Origin of the sequence: Hymenobacter defluvii (genome assembly GCF_017589435.1) — a bacterium.
GTDB lineage: Bacteria > Bacteroidota > Bacteroidia > Cytophagales > Hymenobacteraceae > Hymenobacter > Hymenobacter profundi.
In genome coordinates this window covers 525,066-549,924 of record NZ_JAGETX010000001.1, presented here as the reverse complement: position 1 = coordinate 549,924, position 24,859 = coordinate 525,066, and the positions used below count along the sequence as shown (strand labels likewise).

Annotated in this window: 23 protein-coding genes; 10 read left to right on the top strand and 13 right to left on the bottom strand. The window is 56.1% G+C overall.

The genetic code is table 11. The annotated features are described in order from the left end of the window. Window positions 1–127: 127 nt before the first annotated feature. From J4D97_RS02165 to J4D97_RS02150, 4 genes are all read left to right on the top strand, one after another. Entirely contained in the window at window positions 128–1,402 is a 1,275-nt protein-coding gene (locus J4D97_RS02165) for a 3-deoxy-D-manno-octulosonic acid transferase (RefSeq protein ID WP_208306173.1), read from the top strand. Between the two features lie 146 nt (window positions 1,403–1,548). After that, window positions 1,549–2,475 (top strand): ribosome small subunit-dependent GTPase A, encoded by a 927-nt coding sequence (gene rsgA, locus J4D97_RS02160; protein WP_347879316.1) that lies wholly within the window; start codon window positions 1,549–1,551, stop codon window positions 2,473–2,475. Window positions 2,476–2,686: 211 nt separating this feature from the next. After that, a complete protein-coding gene (locus J4D97_RS02155) occupies window positions 2,687–4,156 on the top strand; it encodes a hypothetical protein (protein ID WP_208306171.1) in 1,470 nt (489 codons plus the stop codon). Window positions 4,157–4,230: 74 nt separating this feature from the next. Next, window positions 4,231–5,115: an NAD(P)-dependent oxidoreductase gene (locus J4D97_RS02150; protein WP_208306170.1), complete on the top strand. Its 885-nt coding sequence runs from the start codon at window positions 4,231–4,233 to the stop codon at window positions 5,113–5,115. An 84-nt stretch (window positions 5,116–5,199) separates the two neighbouring features. Here the strand turns inward: J4D97_RS02150 and J4D97_RS02145 are convergent, their stop codons facing one another. Further along, on the bottom strand, window positions 5,200–5,850 hold the full coding sequence (locus J4D97_RS02145; protein ID WP_208306169.1) for a fasciclin domain-containing protein: 651 nt from the start codon (window positions 5,848–5,850) through the stop codon (window positions 5,200–5,202). A 207-nt stretch (window positions 5,851–6,057) separates the two neighbouring features. Here J4D97_RS02145 and J4D97_RS02140 point away from each other — a divergent pair, with 207 nt between their 5' ends. Together J4D97_RS02140 and J4D97_RS02135 are read left to right on the top strand one after the other, a co-directional pair. Then, window positions 6,058–6,516, top strand: a complete 459-nt coding sequence (locus J4D97_RS02140; RefSeq protein WP_208306168.1) for a peptidylprolyl isomerase — start codon at window positions 6,058–6,060, stop codon at window positions 6,514–6,516. A 128-nt stretch (window positions 6,517–6,644) separates the two neighbouring features. Further along, window positions 6,645–6,893 (top strand): hypothetical protein, encoded by a 249-nt coding sequence (locus J4D97_RS02135; protein ID WP_208306167.1) that lies wholly within the window; start codon window positions 6,645–6,647, stop codon window positions 6,891–6,893. 81 nt (window positions 6,894–6,974) lie between these two features. Here the strand turns inward: J4D97_RS02135 and J4D97_RS02130 are convergent, their stop codons facing one another. Then, window positions 6,975–8,504, bottom strand: a complete 1,530-nt coding sequence (locus J4D97_RS02130) for a sigma 54-interacting transcriptional regulator (RefSeq protein ID WP_185283404.1) — start codon at window positions 8,502–8,504, stop codon at window positions 6,975–6,977. A gap of 217 nt (window positions 8,505–8,721) precedes the next feature. Here J4D97_RS02130 and J4D97_RS02125 point away from each other — a divergent pair, with 217 nt between their 5' ends. Further along, a complete protein-coding gene (locus J4D97_RS02125; protein WP_208306166.1) occupies window positions 8,722–9,699 on the top strand; it encodes a c-type cytochrome in 978 nt (325 codons plus the stop codon). Window positions 9,700–9,836: 137 nt separating this feature from the next. Here J4D97_RS02125 and J4D97_RS02120 read toward each other — a convergent pair whose 3' ends face one another. Both J4D97_RS02120 and J4D97_RS02115 read right to left on the bottom strand, forming a co-directional pair. After that, window positions 9,837–10,940 (bottom strand): vWA domain-containing protein, encoded by a 1,104-nt coding sequence (locus J4D97_RS02120; RefSeq protein ID WP_185283401.1) that lies wholly within the window; start codon window positions 10,938–10,940, stop codon window positions 9,837–9,839. A gap of 112 nt (window positions 10,941–11,052) precedes the next feature. Next, on the bottom strand, window positions 11,053–12,039 hold the full coding sequence (locus J4D97_RS02115) for a GNAT family N-acetyltransferase (RefSeq protein ID WP_208306165.1): 987 nt from the start codon (window positions 12,037–12,039) through the stop codon (window positions 11,053–11,055). 168 nt (window positions 12,040–12,207) lie between these two features. On the opposite strand from J4D97_RS02115, the gene J4D97_RS02110 reads away from it, so the two are divergent. Further along, window positions 12,208–12,489 (top strand): DUF427 domain-containing protein, encoded by a 282-nt coding sequence (locus J4D97_RS02110; protein ID WP_185283399.1) that lies wholly within the window; start codon window positions 12,208–12,210, stop codon window positions 12,487–12,489. Window positions 12,490–12,581: 92 nt separating this feature from the next. Next, a complete protein-coding gene (locus J4D97_RS02105; protein WP_185283398.1) occupies window positions 12,582–13,205 on the top strand; it encodes a hypothetical protein in 624 nt (207 codons plus the stop codon). 86 nt (window positions 13,206–13,291) lie between these two features. Here J4D97_RS02105 and J4D97_RS02100 read toward each other — a convergent pair whose 3' ends face one another. Together J4D97_RS02100 and J4D97_RS02095 are read right to left on the bottom strand one after the other, a co-directional pair. Next, window positions 13,292–14,269 (bottom strand): acyl-ACP desaturase, encoded by a 978-nt coding sequence (locus tag J4D97_RS02100; RefSeq protein ID WP_185283397.1) that lies wholly within the window; start codon window positions 14,267–14,269, stop codon window positions 13,292–13,294. A 117-nt stretch (window positions 14,270–14,386) separates the two neighbouring features. Then, window positions 14,387–16,024: a hypothetical protein gene (locus J4D97_RS02095; RefSeq protein WP_208306164.1), complete on the bottom strand. Its 1,638-nt coding sequence runs from the start codon at window positions 16,022–16,024 to the stop codon at window positions 14,387–14,389. A gap of 91 nt (window positions 16,025–16,115) precedes the next feature. Here J4D97_RS02095 and J4D97_RS02090 point away from each other — a divergent pair, with 91 nt between their 5' ends. After that, window positions 16,116–16,529: a hypothetical protein gene (locus J4D97_RS02090; protein WP_208306163.1), complete on the top strand. Its 414-nt coding sequence runs from the start codon at window positions 16,116–16,118 to the stop codon at window positions 16,527–16,529. Between the two features lie 239 nt (window positions 16,530–16,768). On the opposite strand, the gene J4D97_RS02085 is transcribed toward J4D97_RS02090, so the two are convergent. The 7 genes from J4D97_RS02085 to J4D97_RS02055 form a co-directional block, all read right to left on the bottom strand. After that, a complete protein-coding gene (locus tag J4D97_RS02085; RefSeq protein ID WP_208306162.1) occupies window positions 16,769–17,728 on the bottom strand; it encodes a GNAT family N-acetyltransferase in 960 nt (319 codons plus the stop codon). 49 nt (window positions 17,729–17,777) lie between these two features. Continuing rightward, the gene (locus tag J4D97_RS02080) at window positions 17,778–18,185 is read right to left on the bottom strand and encodes a sugar 3,4-ketoisomerase (RefSeq protein WP_208306161.1); all 408 of its coding nucleotides are present in this window, start codon (window positions 18,183–18,185) and stop codon (window positions 17,778–17,780) included. 67 nt (window positions 18,186–18,252) lie between these two features. Next, complete coding sequence (locus J4D97_RS02075; protein ID WP_208306160.1) at window positions 18,253–19,245, bottom strand: glycosyltransferase family 2 protein; 993 nt, start codon at window positions 19,243–19,245, stop codon at window positions 18,253–18,255. After that, window positions 19,242–20,498, bottom strand: a complete 1,257-nt coding sequence (locus tag J4D97_RS02070) for a hypothetical protein (protein WP_208306159.1) — start codon at window positions 20,496–20,498, stop codon at window positions 19,242–19,244. The genes J4D97_RS02075 and J4D97_RS02070 overlap by 4 nt, the downstream gene beginning before the upstream one ends. A 93-nt stretch (window positions 20,499–20,591) precedes the next feature. Next, entirely contained in the window at window positions 20,592–21,590 is a 999-nt protein-coding gene (locus J4D97_RS02065) for a hypothetical protein (protein WP_208306158.1), read from the bottom strand. 384 nt (window positions 21,591–21,974) lie between these two features. Next, window positions 21,975–23,294 carry a sensor histidine kinase gene (locus tag J4D97_RS02060; protein ID WP_208306157.1) on the bottom strand — a complete coding sequence of 440 codons (1,320 nt, stop codon included), beginning with the start codon at window positions 23,292–23,294 and terminating at the stop codon, window positions 21,975–21,977. A 95-nt stretch (window positions 23,295–23,389) separates the two neighbouring features. Continuing rightward, window positions 23,390–24,760 carry a sigma-54-dependent transcriptional regulator gene (locus J4D97_RS02055; RefSeq protein WP_208306156.1) on the bottom strand — a complete coding sequence of 457 codons (1,371 nt, stop codon included), beginning with the start codon at window positions 24,758–24,760 and terminating at the stop codon, window positions 23,390–23,392. Window positions 24,761–24,859: the final 99 nt, after the last annotated feature.

The following is a 24,859-nucleotide window of genomic DNA, read 5'->3' as shown; positions in this document are numbered from 1 at the left end:
TTGCTTTCGGCAAAGCCCCGGTCCTGCTGGACCGGGGCTTTTTCGTGGGGCAGCCGGAACCCGCTACTTTTGCAGAAACCACCAGCGCGTTGCTGGTTTTTCTTATCCGTTATTTCCTCATTTGCTGTTGAGTTTTCTGTATTCCGTTGCCATGTATTTGTATGGCCTGCTGCTGCGGCTGGCGGCTCCCTTTGTGCCTAAGGCGGCGCAGTGGGTAGGCGGCCGCAAGGCTTGGCACACCCGTTTGCGCGAGGCGCTCCAGCACGAAACGGCGCCGCTGGCGTGGTTTCACTGTGCTTCGCTGGGCGAGTTTGAGCAGGGCCGGCCACTCATAGAGGCTTACGCCCGCCAGTATCCCACGCACAAAATCGTGCTAACGTTTTTCTCGCCCTCGGGCTACGAAGTGCGCAAGAACTGGCCCGGCGCGGCCTATATTCTATATCTGCCTTTGGATACGGCCGCCAACGCCCGCGCCTTTCTTGACTTGGTGCGGCCTCGGCTGGCAGTGTTTGTGAAGTATGAATTCTGGCATCACTTCCTACGGGAACTACAACGCCGCCAAGTTCCTACCCTATGCGTATCCGCTATTTTTCGACCCGAGCAAGTCTTTTTCAAACCCTGGGGCGGCTTCTTCCGTGATATTCTGAACCGATTCACGCATATTTTCACGCAGAATGACGCTTCGGTTGAGTTGCTCCGCCAAGCTGGCATTCAGCAGGCGAGCGTGGCCGGCGACACGCGCTTTGATACGGTAGCACGCACAGCGGCGCAACCGCCCATTCCTCTACCCCTCGTAGATGCTTTTCAGGTCGATGGGGCGTCGGTGATGATTGTGGGTAGCAGCTGGCCCGAAGACCTGCCTACCCTCACGCCGATATTCCAGAATTACTGCCAAGAGCTACGCTTTATCGTGGCACCGCATGAAATTGGCGAGGCCAATCTGCGGCAGGTAGAGGCGGCGCTGCCGGGCCAAGTGGTGCGCTACTCAACCGCCACGCCGGCCACCGTGGCGCAAGCCCGTGTGTTGCTCATCGACAACGTAGGGCTGCTCTCTCAGCTCTACCGTTTCGGTCAGTTTGCCTACGTGGGTGGGGCCTTTGGCAAAGGCCTACATAACACATTGGAAGCGGCGGCGTTTGGCTTGCCGGTGTTTTTTGGGCCTACTTACCACAAGTTTCAGGAAGCCGTGGAATTGGTGGCGCTAGGCGGCGCGTTTCCTGTGCACTCAGCACAGGAGCTGGAAAAAGCACTGCTACCCCTGCTACGCAACGAAGCCGCCCGCCTATTCGTCCAAGACCTCAACCTGGACTACGTATTTCAACACGCCGGCGCCACCCAGCGCATTATGGCGTGGCTTGATGGTGAACTAGTGAGTGATAATAAAAACCGTCTGTCATCCTGAGCTTGCGAAGGACCTTCACACGGTAGAACGACAGACGTACCAACGACTCGTTCTACCGTGTGAAGGTCCTTCGCAAGCGCAGGATGACAATACTGTATTACACTTACTATCACGCATTTATTCACTCATTCATTCAGTTACTCGCTGTGGTAGGTATTGTTGTTAAATCAACTGGGTCTTGGTATTTAGTGCGCGATACAGCTACTGGGACGCTGCACCGCTGCCGACTGCGGGGCAAGTTCAAGCAGAAGGGCCTGAAGGTGAGCAACCCACTGGCCGTGGGCGACCAAGTGGAGTTTACGGTGGAGGAGCAAACCGAAGGCGCGGGCGTGATTCATCACATCGAGCCGCGCCGCAACTACATCATCCGGCGCTCGGTGCATAAAACGGAGCATTCCCACATTGTAGCCGCCAACCTCGATCAGGCGCTGCTGGTGGTTACGCTGGTATCGCCGGCCACGTCGTTCGGGTTCATCGACCGGTTTCTGGTTACGGCGGAGGCGTACAGCATTCCGGTCACGCTCATCTTCAACAAAGCTGATTTGCATGACGACGACCTAGCCGATTATCAGCAGCAGATTGGTAAAATGTACCAACGCGTGGGCTACCCCAGCCTACTCACCTCGGCCCAAAGCGGGGTAGGCGTGGAGGAAGTTGATGCTTTGCTCGATAGTAAAACCACGCTGCTTTCGGGGCACTCAGGGGTAGGCAAAAGCACGTTGATCAATGTATTGGTGCCCGATCTAGACCTAAAAACCGCTGAAATCAGCCAGTTTTCCGATAAAGGCGTGCATACCACTACCTACGCCGAAATGCTGGAAGTGCGCCCCGGCACCTACCTGATCGACACGCCCGGCATCAAGGAACTGGGGCTGGTGGACGTGCAGCCAGGCGAGTTGGCGCACTTTTTCCCGGAGATGCGCGCCCTGCTCAACCAGTGCCGCTACCACAATTGCCGCCACGTGCAGGAGCCGGGCTGCGCTGTTATCGAAGCCGTGGAAAAAGGCCGCATTGCCCTACCCCGCTACGACAGCTACCTAAGCATGCTCCACGACGAGGATAATCGACATTGATTGAGCTATTGACATTTAGAAAATACACCCAAAGGGCGCTTGTTGGGCTTGTTTTGAATTAGGTGAACATGCGGAAGAAAGCCTCTACCTGTCTTCCTATCCCTCTAACCGAAACTGAAGTTGCTGATGAACAGCCAGCAGCAACTAGCGTAGGGAATAAGTTTAGAACAAGAGCTAGTGGCTGATAGCCAACAGCTAAAAGCATCATAACATGGTCCACTGCTTCTTATTTGCACCTTTCGCAGACGCCGCCCGGCAGCGGCAGTACGAAGCAGTATGCGAGGTATTGGAGGCCGAAGTAGCTACCCCTACCACGTTGCTACTAGGAAATTTAGATGTCGCGGGTATTGCCCTCGATGCCGTGGTAGTGCGGCCGCGCAGCATCACAGCTTTGGTATTGGAACCTGGAAGCGGCCACCTGAGCGTACCTACCCTGGAGTACGGTGCCTGGAAGCTAAATGGCCAGCCCCTACCCAGCCGGGCGGCAGCCGATAATCCGTTTGACCAATACCAGCAGCAACAAGCAGCGCTGGCAGCTTGGCTGAGCAAGGAGCTGCATCGACCAGCGGCCGAGCTACCGCCCCTTACGGGCATGGTACTATTTGAAGCGCCGTTGTCGTTTGGGCCGGAGGTGGAGCGGCAGCTTCGCCACTATCCCGGCGCCGGGGATTTCCAACTCCTAAGTAACGCGCAACTGCTGCCGCGCCGCTTGTGGCAGCTAGCGCAGCCAGAATTACTCCTGGCCGAACACGAGCTGCTGGCCTGGGCTGACCGCCTGACAGTTCTTTACCAAGACGAAGACCCCGCCAATGAAGCTACCCCAGCAACGGATGCAGAAGCCGATGGCTACTGGACGCGCAAGCTACGGCAGCTTTGGGGCTGGCTGGGCGCCGAAGACGTTCCCGCCGATCCACCCTACGGAGCACCTTCGCCTACCTCGCTAGCCGAGCAACAGCAGGAACAAGTGCGGCTAGAGCAGTTGCGGCGAGAGTTGCAGCAGCAGCTTGCGCAGCAACAGCAAACCGCTGCTGCCCGCGAGTCGGTGCAGGCGAAGGAGCTGGAACAGCTACGGCAGCAGGTAGCGCAAGCCGGTCAATCGGATGCGGCGCGGCGGGCCGAGCAACAGGAGCAGGCGTTGGAAGAAGCATTGCGTACCGTGCGCGCTGAGGCAGCCGCCCGCAATCAGGAATTAGACGCCCGCATTCAACAGCTCGGCCAACTCCTGGAACAACTGCGTCATTCAACCCTAACTCCTGCTCCTACCCCAATGGTCGAAGTACCGCTGACTGTTTCGGCCCAACCTCAACGCCCTAGCGCTTCACGCACGCCGCCGCCTCCTGGGCGTGTGGCTAAATCTCAAAAGCTGGTTCGTCTGGAACGGGTAGCCCTGCTGGTGTTGGTCTTGCTACTGGGTCTGGTAGCAGGCATTTGGGGAGTGAAACATTTCACCCGCCCCACCACGCGGCCGCACGCTCCTACTAGGTCTGTTCGACACAGAACACCTCCTGTGGAGGAGGTTATGATGGCCCCTGATTCCGCCGAGACAAGTGATTCCGTTGAAACACTACCTGCTTCGCCCGAGCCAGCTATACTGGAAGAGGAGGAGTTGGAGCCACAGGACCCAGACCAAATCATGCACACGCCGTCCGACAGCATCGCCCGTGCCCTTCAAAACGAGTAACCGGCGGTCGACAGTCTCTTTTCGCACTTCCTGCGTATACCCAGCCATTTGCACCTTCACTTTTCACAAAGAAAATGGCTGAGAAAATTGCCTTTTTGGGCTTGGGCAGCATGGGCGCCGCCATGGCGACCAACTTACTGAAAGCCGGTTTTCCGCTCACCGTATACAATCGCACGGCTAGCAAAGCCGAGCCACTCCGGCAACAGGGCGCTACCGTAGCCGCTACCCCTGCTGAGGCTGTCCGTGAAGCCACGGTTGTGTTTACGATGGTGACGGATGATAAGGCGCTGGAAGAACTAACCATTGGCCCCGAGGGCTTTCTAGCGGCCCTACCTCAAGGTGCTATTCATGCTTCGTGTAGCACTGTAGCCCCCGACACCAACCGCCGTCTGGCCGAGGCGCATCAGCAACATGGCTCTACTCTGGTAGCCTCGCCCGTATTTGGCAAGCCCGACGTGGCCCAGGCCGGTAACCTGTGGGTAGGCAGCTCTGGCCCCACCGAAGCGCGGCAGCGACTGGAGCCTTTGCAAGCGGCTTTCGGCCAAGGCACCTATTCATTCGGCGACGATGCTGGCGCTGCCAGCGTAGCCAAGCTTTGCGGCAACTTCCTACTCGGCACCGTGATTGAGGGCATGGCCGAAGCTCTCACCTTGGCCGAAAAAGCCGGTCTCGATCGGGTGGCCTTCTACGAAATGCTTACCAGCACGCTGTTCAACAATCCCATCTACAAAAGCTACGGCAAGCTGATAGCCGAGCGCCACTACCAGCCCGTGGGCGCCCCACCCTCCATCATTCGCAAGGATATGAACTTAGTAGTGCAGGAAGCCTACAGACAGGGGGTACCTATGCCCTTCGCTAACATCATCCGCGACCAACTCACCGCAACCGTCGCGCTCAATGAACAAGATGTTGACTGGGCCAGCTTCGCAGAACGCGTGGCCCAAGGTGCTGGGCTGTAGAGGCGCGTTGCACGCGCCTCTCACAACAAAAAAAGCCCAGCCGAAACAGCTGGGCCTTTTCAACCAATCAGGAAATCGTTGATATTATTGAGCGGTGGGCAGCAGCACACCGTCGATGACGTGGGTTACGCCATTGCTGGAAACTACATCGGCAGTTTGCACGGTAACAGGTGCGTCTTTTCCGTTGCTGATCATCACTTTACCACCTTGCACCGAGATTTTCACTTTCTCGCCATTCATGGTGGTCAGTTCCTGCCCGTCTTTGAGGTCAGCGGCCAGCAGGCGGCCCTGGATAACGTGGTAGGTGAGTACACCCTTCAGCTTTTCCTTGCTTTCAGGCTTCATCAAGCCAGCCAGTGCGCCTTTCGGTAGCTTATCGAAGGCGGCGTTGGTGGGCGCAAATACGGTGAACGGACCAGGGCCGCTTAGGGTACCGTCGAGGCCAGCAGCTTGCACAGCCTTCACCAGCGTGCTCACGCTAGGTGCCATCACAGCATTTTGCACAATGGATTTGTCTGGCGTCATGGGTACGCCATCTACCAGCACGCCCTCGGGCTTGCCCATGCGCGACGAGTCGTTGGGCATAGTAGCTAGCGTGTCGGTCATGGCCGATTCGGTGCCGGGGGCTTCCGTGGTGGTGTCAGCACCCTTGTTGTTGTCGCAGCTGGTCAGGCCAAACCCTACCGAGGCAACAGCGCAAAGCGCCAGAAAGGAATTGCGGAAAGTCTTTTTCATGAAGACAGGAAACGAAATGAGGGTTAAGAAAGAAAGTATGTTTGGCCCGAAAGCCACCGCAAGCTCGGCTACGGTGGCCGTTCTACCAAATACCTACGACAAGGAATTGGCCACCGGATTTCCTACCCCCGCAAATTGGTTACTTTTGCAGGGCTGCCACTTCTTCGGCAGGTATTCTTTCCACCCATCTAATCTTCCGTTTTTCATATGAAAACCGCTGAAATCCACACCAATAAGGGTATCATGAAAGTAGAATTCTACGAGCAGGATGCCCCCAAAACCGTTAAAAATTTCACCGATCTGGCGCAAAAAGGCTTCTACGACGGTTTGAAGTTTCACCGCGTTATCCCCAACTTCGTGATTCAGGGCGGCTGCCCCAACTCCCGCGATGGTGCCAAGGGCACACCCGGCACCGGCGGCCCCGGCTATAAAATTGACTGTGAGCTGACCGGCGACCACCAGTACCACGAGCGCGGTGCTCTGAGCATGGCTCACGCCGGCCGCAACACGGGGGGTAGCCAGTTCTTTATTGTACACGACCGCCAGAACACCGCCCACCTTGACCGCAACCACACTGTATTTGGTAAAGTGGTAGAGGGCGTGGACGTAATCGACGAGATTCGCGCCAACGATACGATTGAGAAAATTGTAGTGAACGAGGCGTAGCTCTCGGTTCCTGATTTCTGATAAAGAAGGCCTGCCAACTTCGTGTTGGCAGGCCTTCTTTATTTTAACGCCCGCTCAACCAGCTAGCTGGTCTCACGTACATGACAGTATAACAATGCTTTTCACTTATGAAATTCTTTCCTAAAACAATTTTCTTTGCTTTCCTATCTGTTGCATCACTCAGCAGCTGCTCTGTCTTCCGATCCGACGTTAACTCGAACAATCCGGTAATAGCCGAGCAAGCTCAACGGGTAGAAGGTTTGGAGCGAGACATTGACAGCCAGGAGCGCATTGTTGATGCTGAAAAGGCAAAACTGAAGTCCATGGAATATCAACTGAAGGCTGCTAAGCAGGAGCTGAAAGCGCGTAAGTTGTAATTCTCTCTTTCTATTACAGAAAAGGCCCAGGCTATCAATAGCCTGGGCCTTTTCTGTGTGCATTAGGATGGGTCTCCTACCCTACCGGCGCTTGCGCTTGCGCGACGACTGGTAGTCTTCGTCATCGTCGTCGTCATCCCCGAAGTTGGGCATAGTGAACATGCTGCTGAGCAGGTCCTTGAACTGCGCTCCGGCCGTGAGGCGGTTGCGCGAAATCAGGCTGTGCTCGGCCATGCCGTGCAGGGCAAATTCCATCCAGAAGTAGCGGTTCTCCTTGCTCAACTCGCTGGGTACGCTCTGCTGCACCAAGTCTTGCAAACCCGGCACCACGTCGAGCACCTTGCGGTAGTCTTCGTCGGAAGCATCGTGTAGCAGGTCGATGGTGCGCGAGCCAAACCAGTCCTGGATGGACTTGTAGGGATTCGGCTTGTCTTTCTGCTTCTTCGACTTTTCAGGATCGGGGAAGTAGTTTAGGAATTGCGTGCGTAGGGCCTTGCCCATCAGCTTTTCGGCCACAATACCGGCGCCTTCCTGTTCGCCTTCGTACACCAGCTCTACCTTACCCGTTACGGCAGGCACGGCTCCTACGAAGTCGGCAATGCGCACGTACGTGTTTTTCTCACCGTTGATGAGCGCCCGGCGCTCGGCGGCAGCAATTACCTGCTCGTAGGCCGAGATAGTAAGGCGGGCCGACACGCCCGACTTGGCATCCACGTACTCCGAGCCGCGGGCCTCAATGGCCACCTGCTCCACCAGATCGTGCACAATTTCGTTGGTGGTCACCAGGCCTTTTTGCTCCTCTTTAATACGGGCTTCCTGCTTGGTGATACGCTTACCGATTTCGATGCTCTTGGGGTAGTGCGTGATAATCTGCGCGTCGATACGGTCCTTCAGCGGCGTTACGATGCTGCCACGGTTGGTGTAGTCTTCGGGGTTGGCAGTGAAGACGAACTGGATATCCAGCGGCAGGCGCACCTTGAAACCGCGAATCTGAATATCACCTTCCTGCAAGATGTTGAAGAGCGACACTTGAATACGGGCCTGCAAGTCGGGCAGCTCGTTGATAACGAAGATGCCGCGGTGCGCACGCGGAATCAGACCGAAGTGAATCACCCGCTCGTCGGAGTAGGGCAGCTTCAGGGTAGCGGCTTTGATGGGGTCGGCGTCACCGATGAGGTCAGCTACGGATACGTCGGGGGTAGCCAGCTTCTCGGTGTAGCGCTCGTCGCGGTGCAGCCAGGAAATGGGCGTATCGTCGCCTTTCTCCTCAATGAGGTTGCGGGCAAATACCGACAGGGGCTGCAAAGGGTCATCGTTCAGCTCCGAGCCTTCCACTACGGGAATGTATTCGTCGAGCAAGCCTACCAGCAGGCGGGCAATACGAGTTTTGGCCTGCCCACGTAGGCCCAGCATGTTGATGTGGTGCCCGGCCAAAATGGCGCGTTGCAGGTCAGGAATAACGGTTTCCTCGTAGCCATAAATGCCAGGAAACACTTCTTCTTTGGAGCGGAGCTTGGCAATCAGGTTGTCGCGTAGCTCCTGTTTCACAGAGCGGGGCTGATAACCAGATTGTTTTAGCTCGCCGAGGGTACGAATAGTGGGTACGTTCATATAGAAGGGAAAGTGCCAGGAAAGCTTCGCGCTGCATCGGCCAAGCCATAGTAGGGCAACTGAAGCATACAACTGATTCGCTGGGACATTGGTTTCGGGCTACCTCGGTTGCCGCCCGAAAATTATAGGGTGGCGCATATCTTTTTCCTTTCCACATGAGAACTTCTTTCAGTGGATAAGCACTATATCGTATTTATAAAATATAATTTATAATTATATGAAGAGGATTGTAAAAATTGGGGGCGCTGTGCTGCTAGTTATCCTTGTAGCTGTACTCGGGTTTGTGGTGTGGGTGCAGGTGTGTGGCGTGCCTACCTACGAGGTGCCCACCAGCCAACTGCCTACCCCTGTGGTAGCGGCTACCCCTACCCAGGTAGACTTGGGGGAGAAACTGGTTATGGCTAGTTGCGCCGATTGCCACCTCAATCGACAAACCAATTCACTATCTGGTCATCAACTGCTGAATATTCCGAAGGAATTCGGAGCGGTTTATTCGGCCAATATCACCCAGGATAAAACGCACGGCATCGGCAACTGGACCGATGCGGAGGTGGTGACGCTCCTACGCACCGGTATCGGGCGCGACGGGCGTTATCGTCTCATTATGCCGCATTTCGTGCATATGTCGGATGAGGACATGAGCAGTATGCTGGCCTTTCTGCACTCTGGCAGCCCGTGGGTGAAACCCGCGCCTACCCCTACCCCCGCGCAGCAGCCTTCATTCCTGCTTAAAGCATTGGCGAATACGGTAATGAAGCCCACGCTCCTACCCACCGGCAGCGTGGCTCCACCCGAGCCAACCGAAGCCATAACCTACGGCCGCTATCTGGTAGTGGGCCGATACCAGTGCTTCGAGTGCCACTCCAAAGACTTCAAAACCAACAACGCGGAGCACCCCGAGCAGTCGGAAGGTTACCTGGGTGGCGGCAACCAGCTAGTCACGCTACAGGGCCAGTCCATCTACTCCCGCAACATCACCGCCGACCCCGAAACCGGCATCGGCACCTGGACCGAAGCGCAGTTTGGCCAGGCCATGCGCTACGGCATGGCACCTAGCGGCCCTCTACAGAACCCCATGCCCAAATACTCCCGCCTGACCGACGAAGAAGTGCACGCCCTGTACGCCTACTTGCAATCGGTGCCCAAAATCAAGAATGCCACGGCGGAAGATGGCGTGCGGGTAGCAACGCGGTAAGAACGTTGCTGTCATCCTGAGCGCAGCGAAGGACCTTACTACGCCTGAACAAGTAATAGTAAATGCTAATTACCTAGTGCTAGTCGTTCAAGCGTGATAAGGTCCTTCGCTGCGCTCAGGATGACAGATAAAGGCTTCTACAGGGACTTCCTGCGGTTCTTTTTATAATCCTCAAATACCAAGTGCCCCAGCCCTTTCAGGCCGCTGTAGTAAGCCTTGCCCTGGTTCACCTCCGTGAATTCTTCCACAAACTCCCGCAGGTAGGGGTCCTGGGCAATCATGAAGGTAGTGATGGGGATTTTGAGACGGCGGGCGGCGGCGGCCAAATTTAAGGTTTTGTTGACCACTTTGCGGTCCAGGCCGAAGCTATTTTTATAGTAGCCGGTAGGCTCCTTCAAGCAAGTCGGCTTGCCGTCGGTAATCATAAAGATCTGCTTGTTAGCGGTTTTACGCTTGCGTAGCAAATCCATCGCCAGCTCCAAGCCAGCTACGGTGTTAGTATGGTAGGGGCCTACTTGCAGGTAGGGCAAGTCTTTCACCTTGATTTCCCAGGCGTCGTTGCCGAACACGATTACGTCGAGGAAATCTTTGGGATACTTCTGCTTCACCAGCTCGGCCAGGGCCATGGCTACCTTCTTGGCGGGCGTGATGCGGTCCTCGCCGTACAGAATCATCGAGTGCGAGATATCAATCATCAACACCGTGCTGGTCTGGGTTTTGTGCTCGGTGTCGCGCACTTCCAAGTCGCCTTCGGTCAGCATGAAGTCGCCGCTGAGACCGTGGTTGAGTTGGGCATTACGCAGGGATTCGGTCATCTGAATCTGCTCCAGCGTATCGCCGAACTCGTAGCTGCGCATGTCGGTACCTGCCTCGTCGCCCTGACCGCTGTGGGGAGTAGCGTGGTTGCCCGAGTTGCCCTTCTTAAGCTTACCGAAGATTTCTTCCAGCGCCGATTTGCGAATATTCTGCTCGCTTTTGGCGGTGATGTTGAACGCACCCGGCTCCTGCGGGTTCTCATCGATATACCCTTTTTTCTTCAGGTCTTCGATGAAGTCGCCCATACCGTAGTCATTGTCGGTGAGGCCGTATTGCTTGTCCAGCTCGTTGAGCCATTGCAGAGCCTCCCCTACGTCGCCGCTCGTGATGGTCACGAGTTGCATGAATAGTTTGAAAAGCGTGTCGAAGCCTTTCTCACCCGATTCCTCGGGCACAAAATCCTGGAAGCGAAAACCTAGTGCCATGTGTGTCTGAACTGCTTGAATAATCGGCACTGAGCTTCGTGCATGAACGAATGCGTAGCCGCGCCAAAAACTAACACCGCCTTGCGCAGGAATGTTTCCTGTGGGGCCAGGCCTACGTGTTGCGCGAGTGCAGACGGCGCATGAGCGCCATGCGGACCGCTTTGGCCTGCTGTAGCAGCCATGGTAAGCGGTTATAGGAAATAGTAAGATATGGTACCGCTGCTGAGCCAAAACTGCTATAAAACTGTACTAAATTAGGGATTTCGGGAGCTTCAAAGTCAAAAAGCAAATTGGTTTCGGCATGAGAAGACAGAAATTCATCAATGAGTAAAGAAATAGCGCGAGTGGCTTTGCCTTCGATTGAGGAAGAGTTAAATAAATAAGTCACCTCATTGTTATGCTTCAATAATAGCATACTGGCTACTACTTTTCCATCTGTGGTTTTCACTTGCCATATAGACGCCTTTGCACGCCGTTGCGCCTCACGATACAAACTGCGCAATAAGGGATAAGCATGCCCTTCACCTATAAGACCATAGATTTTTGGAGCTGTATGTTCATCAAATAGTCGAATTAGCTGCTCAATATCGGTAGTGGATTCAATCGTCAGATTGTGATTACGGGCCTGTTGGAGTTGGCGTCTGCGACTAGGTTTGTAATCGGCAAATAGTTGCGAATAGGTGGGACGCAACGACAAATGATAAGTGGAGCGGCTTACACCAGGCAGCAACAAGCTATCAGTAATTATGGATGGTGAATTACTTATGTTGAAAGCATAATTGGTGATGAGTCGAAATTCTCTACGTAGGAGTTGACCAATTTCTTTCCAGTCTTCGGTCGTAGGTGTTTCGAGGGAAAATACGCCTAACTGCTGCGCAAACAACGGTTGTTGGAGGTAGCGAAACCCAAATTTTTTGCGTACTGGTAGCGGCATCACAGCCACGTAACGTCCTTGATCCTCTTTAACCAGTGCCTCCCAACCGGGCGATACAATATCGAGGTACCAAGTAAGGGCATAGATGAGGCCGTTGGGCGCTAGCTCAATCAGCGCATCCCACTGCACTCGGTCTATTTTATTGTGTCGGATGTGACGCATCATTTACCTTGTTCTACTCTCAGAAAATAGCGAGGTATTAAAAGTAGTAACTAAAGTCAGAAGCACTCTTCCGGCGGCCACACAGCTCTGCTGGCAAACCCAAAACTTCACCTAACCTAAGGTGGTTATATTAGTCAAAACTCATCCGTAACAACCCTAAAAATCCCTTCCATGAAAGCTATTTGGAACAACGCCGTACTAGCCGAAAGCGACGACACAGTGGTGGTGGAGAACAACCACTATTTCCCGGCCGACTCCCTCAACCGCGAATATTTTGAGGACAGTATTGCCGGTACTACCTGCCCCTGGAAAGGGCGCGCCAGCTACTACTCTGTGCGGGTAGATGGAGAGCTGAACAAGGATGCAGCCTGGTATTATCCCGAGCCCAAAGAAGCTGCACAGCAGATCAAAGGGCGCGTGGCTTTCTGGAAAGGTGTGCAGGTGACTTCCTAATGGGCGTAACCCTCCGGGCGGGCCGGCGTTTGTAGAAAGATGCAGCCGTGGCTGTCTCCCTTTCCAATCTAATTTTTGCTCCGGCTAAGCCTATGCCTGCTCTTTCTTTACCCCGTTTTTTACTACCCTTACTAGGTGCTGCACTGGTGCTGACTGCCTGCGATTCGCAACGCTCTACCACCGAAATGGCCGACCCGGCTACCATGCGCTCGGTGCCTACGGAGGCCGTGAGCTTCCGTAAAGAAGTGACCGACGGCGACCATCGTTTTGTGGTGCAAACCACTGGTGAGGGAAGCCAACGCCAGCTCATGCTCCGCGCCGAAAAGAACGGCAGGGAACTAACTACTACCCGGCAGCCACTCAACGGCCAAGTGTCTGATGTGGTCGTTACTAACCTCAACGAAGACAATTCTCCCGAGTTGCTCATCTTCGTGGCCGACGCGGGTAGCGGCTCCTATGGGCAGTTGCTGGGGTATGAGTTTATGAACCAGGGGCGCCGCCCAGTCGATCTACCCGACCTGAGCGGCCCTGCAGCCCAGGGCTATCAGGGGCACGACGAATTTAAAGTAGTAGGTCACGAAGTGCAGCGCATGTTTCCTATCTACCAGCCCGCCGATGCCAACTGCTGCCCCTCCGGCGGCACCCGCACCGTGCGCTACACCCTACCCCCCGAAGGCCTCACGCTACAGCAAGTAGCTTTTGCAGATCAGAAGTAAATCGCATTCAGACTTAAATAAAACGCCCCTTCAACTGTCGGTTGAAGGGGCGTTTTATTTAACGGGGGTTGTTTTCAGCTATGTGGTTAGTCGATCCACTTGAATTTGTACTCTAGCTTGGGTACAGGCATCCGGTCGGCCACGCGGCGCAGGCGGGCGGGTAGAGCCATCACGTAATCGCGGGCTTTTTCGGCGGCAGGAGTCAGGCCGGTTCGGTCACCTACTTTCCAATCTATCAGCAGCGTGTCGAGAATATCCGTGTAATCGGCGCTGGTGTACACGCCGATGCGCTGGGCAGCATCAGTGAAGTGACCAAATGTTTTGCCCATCTCCACGCCCAGCTCGCGCATGTAGTGCGCCGGCATCACAATTTTCTTGCGCATCATATCCTCGAAAGCCAACATCATTTCGGAGGGGTCTACCTCAAAAATCTTGTCGACGAAGGTTTTGTAAACGCGGGCATGGCGGGTTTCGTCGCCGGCAATCATGCCGCAGATTTTGGATAGCTGATCGTCGCCAGCTTTGCGGGCAAACTGGCCCACGCGACGGTGCGAGATGTTGGTGGCCATTTCCTGGTAGCTGGTGTACACAAACGCCCGGTAGGGGTCGTGCGCCGTGCCCAGGTCGAAGCCATCGGCGATAAGGTGCTGGGTAGAGGCTTCGAACTCGCGCATGTTCACGCGTCCCGAGAGGTAGAGGTAGCGGTTGAGCAGGTCGCCGTGACGGTTTTCCTCAGCCGTCCAGCCCCGGACCCACTGCGCCCAGCCGTTGTCCCGGTCGCGGTTCAGGTCGTCCAACTCATGAAACCACGCCTCGTAGTTGGGTAGGGCTTCTTCAGTAATCGTGTCGCCTACCAGCACGGCTAATAGGTCGTAGCTAAGGCCCGCGGCGCGCTCACGGAGCAGCTTTACCTCATCGAAAAACGTATCGAGACGCGAATCAGGAATATAGTCAGAGGGCTGCCAGCTATCTTCTACGGTACGAAGAAAAGTGCCAATGTTTTCCTTTACGAACGATTCTAGGTGCACGAGCACTTCGGCGCGGGAGATGGCAGTGGAAAGCATAACAGGGGGGACAAAAAAGAGAGAAAAAAGCAATTACGCGTCAAATGTATGTATTCAGTACCCCGTATCGGATAGAATAAGTCCATTTATACCCTAAAAAATTTTGGCCTTATTGAGCTACTTCACAGATTGCACATCTGGCACGTACGGCTGCGGTTGGTTGGGCAGATAGGAGGAATCGGGTGCCAGCGCACGCAGTTGCACCGCTGGTTGCGTGGCAGACAGCATATGTTCAAGCTGGTTATTAAGTAGTTCTGCCCCCGCTGGCGTTAACACCCATTGCACGCCCTGCTTCTGAGCAGCCAGATAACGTAGCGCATCGGGAACAGCCCGCGTGCCGGTGTGTGCTGCCCGCAAGGCTGACTGCTCGGGGCTGAGGGACTGCCAGCCCGAAAGCGACAAGATACGCCCCGATAGCGGCCACGTTGCGTCGAACGGGCTGCGGGATTTGTAGTAGGTTTCCAGGCCGTCGGCTACCAGCAAGGTAGTGGCTGACTGCGCCAGGCTGCGCAGCATGTGGCTATTGGCACGTTGCTCGGCATAAAGCACCTGCCGACGGTGCACAGTTTTGTAGCCATATAGCCCAATCACCGCTACCAACCCTACCACCACCGGCCACGGACGGCGCGGCAGCCGCTCGGCCCGCTTCAGCATAAAGATACCATTGGCCAGCACCCAGGCATCGAGGTAGGGCAATGCCAAACGTGGGGGCAATTTGAGGATACCTGCCAGTAGCAGCAGCCCTACCCCAAAGCCAACTTGCACCAATACAAACTCGCGGCGCCCAATGTGCCTGGCGCGGCGCGCCACCCATATCCAAGACAGCAACAACAAGACAAGCAGCGGAAAGTAGTTCTGCACCAGCAGTTGTGCAGTTTCTCGAAGCTTGGCTGGCACTGTTTCCTGCACGAAATACGTCGCATCCAACGGCAGCGCCCGCTCGAACAGTCCCTCATTGACCAGGGTAGAATCGGCCAGCAACCAGTGCTGCACGGCGCGCACGCCCAGGCTGTCGGTGGCGGTGCGGGGGGTAGGGCGCAGCAGCTGGTAGTCGTTGAGGTTGGATTTGAGCACGTCGAGGCGACGGAAGGTAGCGGCTGTGGGCGAGCGGGTGAGACTGACGGCCAGCGCGCCTACCAGCGCCAGCGCGGCCGCGCTGGCCAACACCCGCCAGCTACGCCGCCCACTCAGCCACCATGCGCCCGGCACAGCCAGCAGCAGCCCCAGCACCGCCGCGCTCGGCCGAATCAGCCACGCTATTCCGAAAGCAAGTATTCCTATTACGAGTGCAGTATTCCGGGCAGGCCGGGCCGCCGCGTACCACACGCCCGCCGCGGCCAGTAGCAGCGGCACCCGCATGTAGTTGAACCACATGGCGTGTTCCAGCCACCCCACCAGAAAAAACAACACCAGAGCCAGCACCGTTTCGCCTGGCCGCAGCCAGGCCCGCAGCAGCCGGTATAGGACCCTAAAAAGCAGCGCAGTAGCCAGGTAGAGCAGGCCGTACAGCAGTAAGCCATACCAGGGCACATCGGGCCATTGCTGGTAGAGATACGCCAGCGGCGCGGCTACTCCATGAAAGTACAGGTGCAGACTGGTGATGGGCACGGCGCTCATACGGCCCTGTAAAAACAGGGTCAGCACTGTGTCGTCGTTGGTTTCGTAGTAGCTGCCGAGCCCCACTATTGTAGCCAGTAGCAGTAGCGCGGGCAGCAGCCAGACAAAAAGCCAGCGCCGGGATTTGCGGTATACCATAGTCCGCAAAGAACGGGGATTTGGGAGAGTGTTAGCAACGGACTTCCTTGATTATACTGCTTTTCGGTAGCGCAACTATTTAACTTGCCGCGTGAACTTCTCTGCCTCTCGCCTACCCTTGCTCACGCTGCTGTTTGTGGCGGTGATGACCGTCGCGTTTTTCATCTTCACCCACGAAGGACTATACGCGCTGGACGACTATTTCTACTCCCGTTACGCGCACCAACTGCTTACTGGCGCCTTCCGGCTACAGCCCGACCCGCTTGGTCTATTGCACGATCCGCTGAAGGAGCGCCCTATGATCTTCGGGCCAGTGGCAGGGTTGTATGCATTACTAGGTGTCAACATCATTTCCACTACGCTGTGGCCGCTGCTGGCTACGGTGGGCTGCGCCGGCATTCTCTATTTCCTATACCACCGCCAGGCACCAGTTGTGGCCAGCGCGGCCATGCTGCCCAGGCGTGGCTGCTACTCAACCGCGCTACCCTCAGCAACGACGAGCTAACCCGCAAGCTCATCCGCTACTCCCCCGATTCGGTGCTGAGTTGGTTTCCGCGCCGCCGCTTGCTAGCACAGGACGGCCAGGTAGAGCTGTATATCGTAGGCCTTAAGTAACCCGTAAAAAAAGGTTATGCCTAGGCAACCAGGCCCACAGCGTGTAGGCCGGCCGTAGCTTAACGTGGCTCCGCCTAGCACCAGCCAAGCCGAGTTAATCTTATAGCGCATCAGCATAAGCTACTCCCCCTATAACACTTTCGCGTAGGTTTCCACTACCTCTGCTCTGGCACCGAACCCTTCCTTATAGCTCAACAGGCCATAATTAACCTCCCCTTCCACCGTGGAAATACCAAGGGAAAACCGCTGGTACTTGCCCTGTGCCTGCTGCATAATATGATACAGAATGGCATCAACCGCACCTACCTGCCTACCCTCGGCATTTGTTGAAACGTACTGGCTATGCAGATAGCCTTTTTGTAGCTCCTTGAAAACTACCACCCCCGCTAGTATTCGGTTTTCAATCTGCGCTATGTATAATTCTATATTCTCGGGGTGACTTTCGCGCAAGTATGTAATTTCTGCTAGTGTGTGCACCGGTTTCACGCCGTGTACTTGCCGGAGATTATCAATTAATATTTGCCAAAACGCATCAAGTCGCTCTGAAATTTCTACTCTTACGTTATTTTTCTTCGCTTTACGAAGATTATTCTGCTGCCTGGAGCCAATCTTAAAATCCTGCGTTAAATCAACAACAGAATTCAACTCCCTTCTTTCCAACTCAAAGCTACTTTTACTAAGTAAAAACGAACTATTATCGGAGTAGTATTTACAAAATACTCTTGGTGTAAGTTTTATTTTTAACTGCGTAAACCCGTTTTCTTTCAGAAAATTAAATAAGGCCGTGTAGAGTGCTTCCAGCACGGAGTACTTTAAATTGTGCGCTGTAATTAACCCGCCGTAGGTCAGACCTGGATGCGCAATAAGCAATCTGTCATGTGCACGTTGTCGTGGCATAGCGGCCGCAAACACAGCGAGAAGTTTGTTATTGCTCCATAGTAAAAATGAAAAATCATCAAATCTTTCCTGATGATATTCCATAAATGAACGCTTCAGAATAAAGCCACCGTTAACAGATTGCTCGATCAGCTCATCCCAAATATGTGCATCGCTTGGGGCATAACGTTTGATTTGAAAAGTAGTAAGCATAGCACGATCAAACACTACGCTTTCGCAATAACGCTTTGAAAAACAAACATTATTGATTAGCTAAAGCTTGAAATACTTCAAAATCTCTTATATAATCAGCCTCATTGTATTCAGTGGAAGCTAAGCATAGTAAAACGGCGTCATGAGAGAAATTAATGGTGCGCCAGTGCATTTCAGGAATAAATAACCCAACATTGGGTTTTTCTAAATGGAATATAGTTTTTTCTCCTGCTACGTTTTCCAATACAAATTCAATACTGCCATGCACAGCAATTACTACTTGTTGTAGCTCGTGGTGTGCATGATGACCTCTGGCTACCGTTTCTGGCGTACAATAAATCCAGTAGGTTCGCTTTATCTGAAATGGCAATGCACTATTTCCAGCTACAGCTATATACCCTAAATCGGGAGCACCTATTGTATCGAAAGTAAGCAAATACGGTTTTTGCACGTTCATTATTCTTTTTAAAATACTGCTCAGCGTATCCTTGCTGGCGTGGTGGGCAGCACGTACAGTGCCAATTCTAGCTACGCAAAAACCGATTTATCACGCGGACTACCTTCGGAGCTAGGCGATACGTCAGCCAGTCGAGTGGGCGCACGGCGTGTAGCTGCCGGAGCAGCCGGTACAGGTCGTGAATCTCTACGTGGTTGCCCCAACGTACGGCTTGGCGCAGCTCCCAGCGTACGCGCACTGCCAATGCATCCCGTTCGACGGATGTACGACATAGCGCTAACGCTTTGTAGCACACCCGAATAGTAGAAGCCAAGTAAGGGTCTTGCGGGCGGTAGGCAACGCTAGACTTACTGCTTGGGTGTAGCCGCTTATGGGTAGAAACGACATCGAGAAAACGAAATTGCCATGTGCGGGCAGCCCGCACCCAGAAATCGAAGTCCTCGTATGTAAGCGTTTCGTCGTAGCCGCCGAGGCTGAGCAGCGTAGTACGGCGCATCATCATGGTGGGCGCGCTAATGAAGTAGCGCCGCAGCACATCAGCAAATACCCAGCCCTCGGCAGGACGAGGATGCAGCCGACCGCGGGCGTCGCGGCGGTAATGCCGGCGCACGGGGCGCGAGGCTTCATCAATCAGTTCAGCATCGGTATATACGACGCCATAATCAGCAGAAATCTCCTGAAAAGCAGCTACTTGCTGAGCTATCCGCGTGGGAAGCAGCACGTCATCGGTAGCAAAATCGATGATAAACTCGCCGCGCGTTTGCTGGAACGCCGCGTTGAAGGCAGCGCAGTTGCCTGCGTTTTGGGGTAGGAACAGGGTTTTCCAGTGTGGGTTGGCCTGCGCATAACGCGTTAACACTCCTTGGCTGTTGTCGGTGCTGGCGTCGTCTACCAATATTACCTCCAAGTGAGGATATGTTTGGGCCAAAATTGAATCCAAGGCCTCAATTAGGAAAGGCGCGTGGTTGTAGCACAGCGCCACAATGGATACCAACGGCATCCCGTCCTCCTGAAGAGTAGGCGGTGCAGAAGGATGGGAGTTGGCAGCGGTACTACTCATGGTGAAGTGCGCCAATCGGCCCGGAAATATACGGCGCATGCTACTAGCAGCAGGCAATAGTGCACGGCGTGAGTTAGTGTGGCGCCCAGCAGTTGGTAGCGCGGCAACAATACGGCCAGCAAGCTTACGTAGAGTATTGCCGCGCCTATTTGCACCGCCACGTAGCGCCCTACCTGGGCGCGGGCCGTGAGCTGATACAGCAGCAGCCAACTTAGAAATTTGGCCCAGTCGCCGAGCAACTGGGGCGCAAGCAAGGGTCGGGCTGCCAGAAAGCGCAGCTCGAACAGCAGCGGCAGCAGCCAACTTTGCAGCAAATAAAGAAGGCTGAGGCCCACAGCCAGCACTGGTGCCAGTAGCAGCAACACCGTGCGGACGTAGCGACGCATGGCGGCGGGCTGCCCTACCAGCGCCGCCAGCCGGGGGTAGTACACGCTGCTTATTACCGCCGAAAACACCATCGTGTAGTTGTCGGACAGCTTCACTACGGCCTGCCACAAGTCGGTGCGGGCCAGGCCGTAGCGGGCTATTAGCAGGTCGCGCACGGCAAAGTCTACGGCTTTACCGAACAGCAGCAGGCTCACGGCCATCAACAAAAACCGCCCCAGCCCCCGTAGCGCGGCCGCACTCATCTGGCCCCGCCAGCGGTGCACCAGCCTACCTCGAAGCGTCAGCCACAACGCCGGTATGGCCATGCTACCCTGGGCCAGCAGGTAGGCCAACAGCGCCTCTCCTGCCGAACCGCCACGTAGCAGCACTACTGCCACGGCGGATACACTCAGCCCACTCAATAACACTGTGATCAGTACGTAGTTGCGCAACCGACCAGCAGCCAACAACAGCGTTTGCAGCAGCGCGTAGCTCACTAGCAAGACTATCCCTACCCCAAAACCCAGCCGCAGCGCAAGGCTCGTTCCCAACAGCTCTGTGAGCAGAGCCGGACGCAGCAGCAGCAACGCCATACCCAGCAGCAGCGTACCCGCATTCAGCAGCACTCCTGCGCCCAGCCACGCCCGGTAGCGCCCCGAGCCAGCCCGTAACGGCGCCAGGTATTTGGTGATACCTACGTTCACGCCCTCGCCGGGCAGGGTAGTAAATAGGCCCAACAGGTTCTGAAAGTGCGCCAGCAGCGTAAGTCCACCAGGGCCGCCATATATTGCTAGCAACTTATTGAGCACTAAGGCCCCTACTCCCCGCGCCGCCACGGCCACGCCCGCCCCCGCCGAGCCTTTCAGAAACCGTTGTAGCGTGGACATGGGGAGTGGCGCGATAGTGAAATGGTGAAACCGTGAGTTTGACGTTCTAGACGCACAGATGGCGCAAGTTGCACTAGCGGAACGTCAAACTTACTATTTCGCCATTTCACTATCGCGCCACTCCAACGTCAGGCGTGAGCTGGCTACGCCGCCGAGGCGTCGCTTGAAGGTGTGTAGGGACTCGCTAGGGCCATCGGGGAGTGTGGAGGTGCCAAGGTCGAGGAGGCGGTAGCCGCTGGCCTGCCCGAAGGCGTGCAGGCCCTGGGTGAGCAGAATGGCGGGGCTAAACGTATTCCAACTGAGTGGACTGGCTGGGGGAATGCAGTGCAGCACCTCGTCGCTGACACGGGTGAGTACCGTCATGGCAGCCCAGACACCGGCCGCATCGCGCACCGAGAAAAGGAAATAGTCGTTGGGAAAGGCGCGAAATAAGGCTTGCAGCCGCTCCAGCGACAACGACATCCTTTGGTTCTTTTCTTGCCGACACTGCTGCATGAACGCATACGCCAGAGGTAGGAACAGCGGCGTTTCCTGCTCCACACGTAGGCCATGGCGGTGGCATTTGCGCAGCCGGCGTCGCGCCGAGGGATGTAGTCCTCCTTCAAAAGACTGCGCCAATGGCAGTGTGTAGCTGGTTTCCGTCAGCGTGATGCGGTAGCCCAGTTCCTCAAAAACAGGGAGCAACACGTTGCTAGCGGCCTCGTCGTAACTTGTGGGGTAGGCGCGCAAGTGCACCCGTGCTACTCCGTTTGTCACTAGGGTTTGGTGCACCGCCGTCGCAAAGGCTCGCATGGTGGCCACTAGTACCCCGGGTGCTACCTGCATGCCCCCGAACGGCGCTTGCCAGGGGCTGTAGGCCTGGTGTTCTACTACGGTCAGCGGCCACTGCCCTACCGTCTGGCCCTGCTGATGATCTTCGAGGTAGAAGAATAGCGTCTCGCCGGGGGCGTGTTGCAAGGCTACGTACGCCGGCCGCAGGTACAGATAGGGCTCGTAGGCCAGCGGCAGGGTAGCATCGGTTGCGGGCGGCACCGCGCACCGCACCCGGTAGCGGTCATCAGACGAAAAAAGCGGCGTGGAAGTAGGAAGCAAAGCGGCAGGACGAATACTGTTCAAAAGTACGGCAGATTTCGCGTTTGCTGGAAAAGGGCGCTTTAGCCCGTCGGTTTCCATTCGATGGGAAATACTACGGGTTGAGCCTAGCCGTCATTCTCTACCGCACTCTTTTGGCTGTGCCGAGTGAGCACTACGCCCAAGCAGCTCTGCTGCGCACGTCTGCATTCGGTTCGGACGGCTTCGTGCAAGCGGCGCGGACGGCTTCGGGGCGCAGCCTCTCAAGTGTAAGCCTCACTCGGCACAGCCGAGCGAGTGCGGTAGGATGACTAGTGTACCAACGACTCGTTCTATCGTGAGCAGGTCCTTCGACACTGGCTTGCTGCGCCACATGTTCAGGATGATAGACTCCTACCCTCTTTCCTACTCTCCTACCCTCGCCTCACCCAACCAAATGGTGAATACTGTGCGGCCGGGAGCCACCGTTTCCAGCCGGAAGGGGAACTGATGTTGCAGCAGAATGTCGCGCACGAGCGTGAGACCGATGCCTTGGCCGTCGCGTTTGGTGCTGAAAAACGGCATGAATAAGCGTTGTTGTACCTCGGGCGGAATGGACGGGCCGTTATTTTCCAGCTCGATGAGGGGCGGACTGAGTTGGGTGCGTACAGTGAGCGTGCCGCCATCGGGTAGGGCTTCCAAGGCATTTTTGGCGATGTTGAGCAGCGCCTGTTCCAGCTGTTGCTGGTCCAGGGAGGCCCACAGCGGCTCGTCGGTTAGCTGCCAGCGCCAGGTAATCTGGCGCCGCTCGCTCACTACGTGCAGCAGGCGCGCCAGCTGGTGCAGCAGGGCGTGCACATCCGTGGGTTGCAGCGTAGGCGGGGGTAGGCGCACTAGGTTGGCGAAGCCGCCCACAAAGTTGCTCAGGTTGATGTTGCGCTGAATGGATACATCGAGGGCCTCCCGGAAGTCGGGCTGGTCGTCGGGGCGGAGCTGAGGGGCGTAGTGGTGAAAGCTTTGCAGGATGGAGTTAATAGCCCCAATGGAGTTGTTGATTTCGTGGGTCATCATCCGAATCAGCTGCTCGTAAGCTTGCTTTTCCTGCCGAATCAGCTCCTGGGTCAACTCTTCCAGCAGAATAAAATAGCGCGTGAAACCCCGATCGAGAAAGTGGGCGCGGTGGGCGCGGTAGGTTTGTACGCCTGAGAGGCGCACCACCTGGGGCGCGTCGGGCAGCAACGTGCTGAGCGCTGTGCCCCAGGCGCCGGGTAGGGCGGCCAATGGCTGGCCCAGGAGTGCAGTGGCGGGTAGTTGCAGCATCCGCTCGGCGGCAGGATTCACACTTTCAATGGTGCCGTCGAAGCTCAGCAGCAGCACCCCGGCCGGTGAGGCCCGCAGCAGACTATCCAGCAGAAAACTCTTTTCGTGCTGCGTCACCCGCTCGCGGCGCAGCTCATCAATCATGTGGTTGTATACGCCGATGAGCTGGTCCATCTCCCGCTGGCCTACGGGCACAAACTTCAACGAGAAATCCTTGGCCTGCATAGCTTCCGTACCGGCCGCAATCAATTGAAACGGCCGCACAAAGCCCCGGTACAGTTGCACCGTCAGCCCGATGCTCACCAGCAACAACACCTCCGCACCGATGAATAGCGGCACGTTGATATGCCGCAATTGCGCCGCCAGCACCAGTAGTACCGCGTGTATCAGCGTGACAAAAAGCAGAAACTGAAGGCGAAGGGACATGGGGAGCAATAATAGCTATTAGCTGCTGGTGGCTACTAACTGTTAGCGTTTTGTAGAACGAGAGCCAATAGCTAATAGCCAGCAGCTAACAGCTATCATTCGTAGGGGATTTCGTATTTTTCTAGTCTCCGATACAAGGCCGGTCGACTCAGGCCCAGGGCTTTAGCTACGCGGCTGATGTTGCCCTGATAATGCTCCAAGGTGTTGCGAATCATCTGGGCTTCCAGCTCGTCCAGCGTCATGGTGCCCGGTGGGGGCAGCTCGCCGGGCTCGGGGGTGCGGGTGGGTAGGGACTGCGCCTGGGCCTGGAAATCCTCGGGCAGCAGTTCGTCGTGGCCGGAAACCAATACGGCGCGCTCCACTAGGTTTTTCAGCTCGCGGATGTTGCCGGGTAGCGGCTGTTGCTGTAGCCAGTGCCCGGCGCGGGTGCCTACCTTCAGGGCCGGGCGGGCGTAGGTGGTGCGCAGCCCGGCCACAAAGTGCTGCACCAACAGCGGAATATCCTGGGGTCGCTCGCGCAGGGCGGGTAGGCGCACTGTGATGAGGTTGATGCGGTAGAATAAATCCTCGCGGAAGCGGCCGGCGCGCACCTCCTCGGCCAGCGTGCGGTTGGTGGCGCAAATCACCCGAATATCGAGGCGGCGCGGCTTGCTGTCGCCCAGCACCTCGTAGGTGCGGTCTTGCAGCACGCGCAGCAGCTTCACCTGCGAGGACAGGTCCAACTCCCCAATTTCGTCCAGAAAAATGGTGCCGCCGTTGGCTAGCTCGAAGCGCCCTACCCTGTCGGTTTTGGCATCGGTGAAGGCCCCGCGCCGGTGGCCAAACAGCTCACTCTCAAACAGTGATGCGGAGATACCGCCTAGGTTCACCTTCACAAACGCCTTGTTCCGGCGTGGGCTGTTGCGGTGCACAGCCTCAGCAATCAGCTCCTTGCCCGTACCCGATTCGCCCTCAATCAGCACCGAGGCATCAGTGGCCGCCACCTGCCCTACCTGACGCAGCACGTGCAACAAGCCAGCGTCTTGCCCCACAATGTCCCGAAAATCGAATTGTTGATCGAGCTGGCGGCGCGTGGGCTCTGGCCCCCTACCCTGCGCCACGGGTAGGCTTAGTAGGGTGCGAATGGTCTGGAGCAGGGCGTCGTTGTTCCAGGGCTTGGTGATGAACTCGGCGGCCCCGGCCTTCATGCCTTCCACGGCCAGCGCAATGCTTCCCCAGCCGGTGATGAGCACCACGGGCACCTGTGGCGCCAGTTGCTTCACCTGCGCCAGCAGTTGCAGGCCGTCGCGACCCGTAGTATCGAGGGAGAAGTTCATGTCCATCAGCACCAGCTCCGGCGGCGCGGCGGCTACCGCTTGCAGGGCTGCTTCGGGGTTGTCGACGGCCTGCGTGAGGTAGCCAGCTTGCTTCAGCAACAAACCAAGCGAAATGCGAATGGCGGGGTCATCGTCGATTATCAGGAGCATTTTTTCATTGCTTATGGATCAATGCCAAGGTTATTTCAGATTTGGTGAGACTGCTCAGCCGGATTTTAATCCGGCTGAGCAGTCTCACCAAATGGCCAT